Raw genomic sequence first — 2,465 nt, forward strand, 5'->3', positions numbered from 1 at the left:
GGACCTCGGGTGGGTGATGGCCCTCACCGGGGTCATCGGTTGGCTCGCCTCCTTCCGGCTCTCGGTGGACGAATGGCGGTTGCTGAAGGACCCCACCCACCGGCCCTCGTGTGACATCGATTCGGTCATCGGTTGTGTCGAGGCGATGTTCTCCCGGCAGGGCAGCGTGTTCGGCTTCCCCAACCCGATGGTGGGTCTGGGCGCCTTCGCCGTCGTGGCCGCGCTCGGTCTCACCGTCCTCGGAGGCGCCCGCCTGCACCGATTGCTGTGGTGGGGCCTGAACGCCGGTGCCCTCGCGGGGGTGGCGTTCACCCACTGGTTCATCCACCAGTCGCTGTACGAGCTGGGCCGTCTGTGCCCGTACTGCATGGTCGTCTGGTTCGTGACCATCGCGCTGTTCTGGTATCTGACGCTGCGCAACCTGCGGCACGGCATCGTCCCGGTGCCCTCCGGCGGCCGGCGTGTCCTCACCGTGGTGCTGGAGAACCGGGCTCTCCTCCTCGCCGCCTGGTACGGCGTGATCGCGATGCTCGTTCTCACCCGTTTCCGGGAGTACTGGAGCGGTCTGCTCTGACCGGACCGGCGGGTGACGGTGAGGCGTCGGCGGGAGACGTGCCCCGGGGCGTCAGTCCTTCAGCGCCACGAGCACGACGCTGTCCCCCACCTGCCACACCGGCGTGACGTGACGAAAGCCCGCCCGGTGCAGCAGTTCGGTGTGGTGGCGTACGGAGAGGTCCCGATTGCCCTCACCCTCCTGCGCGTCGAAGGAGGGACGGCTCCCCTCCCGACGCTCGAACAGCTCGGCGAGTTCCGGGTCCGCGGCCGCCGCCTTCCACCAGGCCTCCCAGTCCTCGGCAGCGGGCCCACCCGCCCGCTCGACCCGGCGACGCCCCACCAGCGCGGTGAGGTCCGAGCAGGACCGCTCCTCCGGCGGGAAATGGTCTCCGTTGATCAACGCCCCGCCGGGGCGGAGGAGAGCCGCGAGGTCCCGGTAGGTCCGCAGCAGGACGGGGACGGGAAGGTAGTGCAGGGCCGTCGTGGAGACGGCGACGTCCGGGGCACGGCCCGGGGCCAGGGCCTCGACCCAGCCGTCCCGACCGATCACCGAGTTCACATATCGGGCGGCGTCCGCGTGGTGGGCGCGCGCCAGTTCCAGCAGGAGCGGGTCCGCGTCCACCGCCACGATCTCCGCCCCCGGCAGACGACGGGCGAGTCGGGCGGACAGGGAGCCGGGGCCGCATCCGAGGTCGAGCAGGAGCGGTCGGTCCCGACCGGTGCAGAGGTGCTCCACCACGTCGGAGATCACCGTGAACCGCTCCTCCCGGTCCACCGCGTAACGCTGCTGTTGCCGTTCCCAGCGCCCCACCCACATCCCGGCCGTCCTCCCGCTCACACCCATCCGTTGGTCCTCCCCTTGCTTCTCCGATGGTCGCGACCACCCCCAACCTACTACTGAAAATGATTATCACTAACTTTTTCTTTCGGAAGCCCGCTCCCGCGACGCCCCACCACGGCCGGGGCCCCTTCCACGGTGCGTGGAGGGGGCCCGGAGGGGGGTCACACCCCGTAGCGGAGAACACGAGGTGTGACCCATGGGCCGTCACCCCCTCACGGACCGGTACCGCTTCCCGAGAAGCCGCCCAACCGGGAAAAGCACAGGGCGGGGCGGCATCGGCCGGAGAAGACCGGCGAGCCCGTACGGAACCCGCGCAGGACCCCGAGAGGTCAGCCGGGGACCCCGGGTTCGTCTACGGGGTCGGGCGACGACCGCGCGCCCCCGAAGCGACGGTCGCGGCACGCGTAGGTGTCGACGGCCCGCCACAGGTGGGTGCGGTCGGTGTCCGGCCAGAGGGTGTCGAGGAAGACGAGTTCGGCGTAGGTCGACTGCCACGGCAGGAAGTTGGAGGTGCGCATCTCGCCGCCGGTGCGGATGAGCAGGTCCACCTCCGGGAGGTCGGGCTGATGCAGGTGGGCGGCGAGATGGTGGGAGGTGAGGGTCTCGGGGTCGATGGACCCGTCAGCCGCTTGGCGGGCCAACACGCGGGCGGCCCGGGTGATCTCCTCGCGCCCGCCGTAGTTGACGCACATGTTCAGGGTCAGGGCGTTCCGGTTGCGCGTGGCGTGCTCGGTTCGGCGCAGGGAGCGCAGGAGGTCCGCCGGCATTCCCTCCGGCGTGCCGGACCAGCGCAGTCGAATGTCCTGCTGCCAGAGCTCCTCGGTTTCCATGTCGAGGCCGGCCCGGAAGAGGTGCAGGATCGCGCCGACCTCGTCGGCGGGACGTGTCCGGTTCTCCGTGGACAGGGCGTAGAGGCTCAAACAGGGCACGCCGATCTCCAGGGCTCCGTAGACGGCTTCCCGCACGGCCTGTTGGCCGACGGCGTGGCCGGCGGTGCGTGGTCGGCCCCGGTGGGTGGCCCATCGTCCGTTGCCGTCCATGATGATCGCCACGTGCCGGGGCAGGAGGT

3 protein-coding genes are annotated in these 2,465 nt (G+C 70.5%); 1 reads left to right on the forward strand and 2 read right to left on the reverse strand.

Features of this window, described 5'->3' with window-relative positions:
* The coding region (locus FNQ90_RS19645; RefSeq protein ID WP_228471411.1) for a vitamin K epoxide reductase family protein at window positions 1-574 on the forward strand (574 nt) is incomplete at its 5' end.
* A 51-nt stretch (window positions 575-625) separates the two neighbouring features.
* Here FNQ90_RS19645 and FNQ90_RS19650 read toward each other — a convergent pair.
* Together FNQ90_RS19650 and uppS are read right to left on the reverse strand one after the other, a co-directional pair.
* Complete coding sequence (locus tag FNQ90_RS19650; protein WP_182607576.1) at window positions 626-1,399, reverse strand: class I SAM-dependent methyltransferase; 774 nt, start codon at window positions 1,397-1,399, stop codon at window positions 626-628.
* 326 nt (window positions 1,400-1,725) lie between these two features.
* Window positions 1,726-2,465: polyprenyl diphosphate synthase (gene uppS / locus FNQ90_RS19655; protein WP_182607577.1), on the reverse strand; the 740-nt coding region annotated here is incomplete at its 5' end.

The organism is Streptomyces alkaliphilus, assembly GCF_014141535.1.
GTDB classification, from domain to species: Bacteria; Actinomycetota; Actinomycetes; order Streptomycetales; family Streptomycetaceae; genus Streptomyces; species Streptomyces alkaliphilus.

What these genes read in the sequence shown, in the direction of transcription:
- FNQ90_RS19650 (WP_182607576.1), bottom strand. Translation starts at nt 1,399, where the DNA reads ATGGGTGTGAGCGGGAGGACGGCCGGGATGTGGGTGGGGCGCTGGGAA.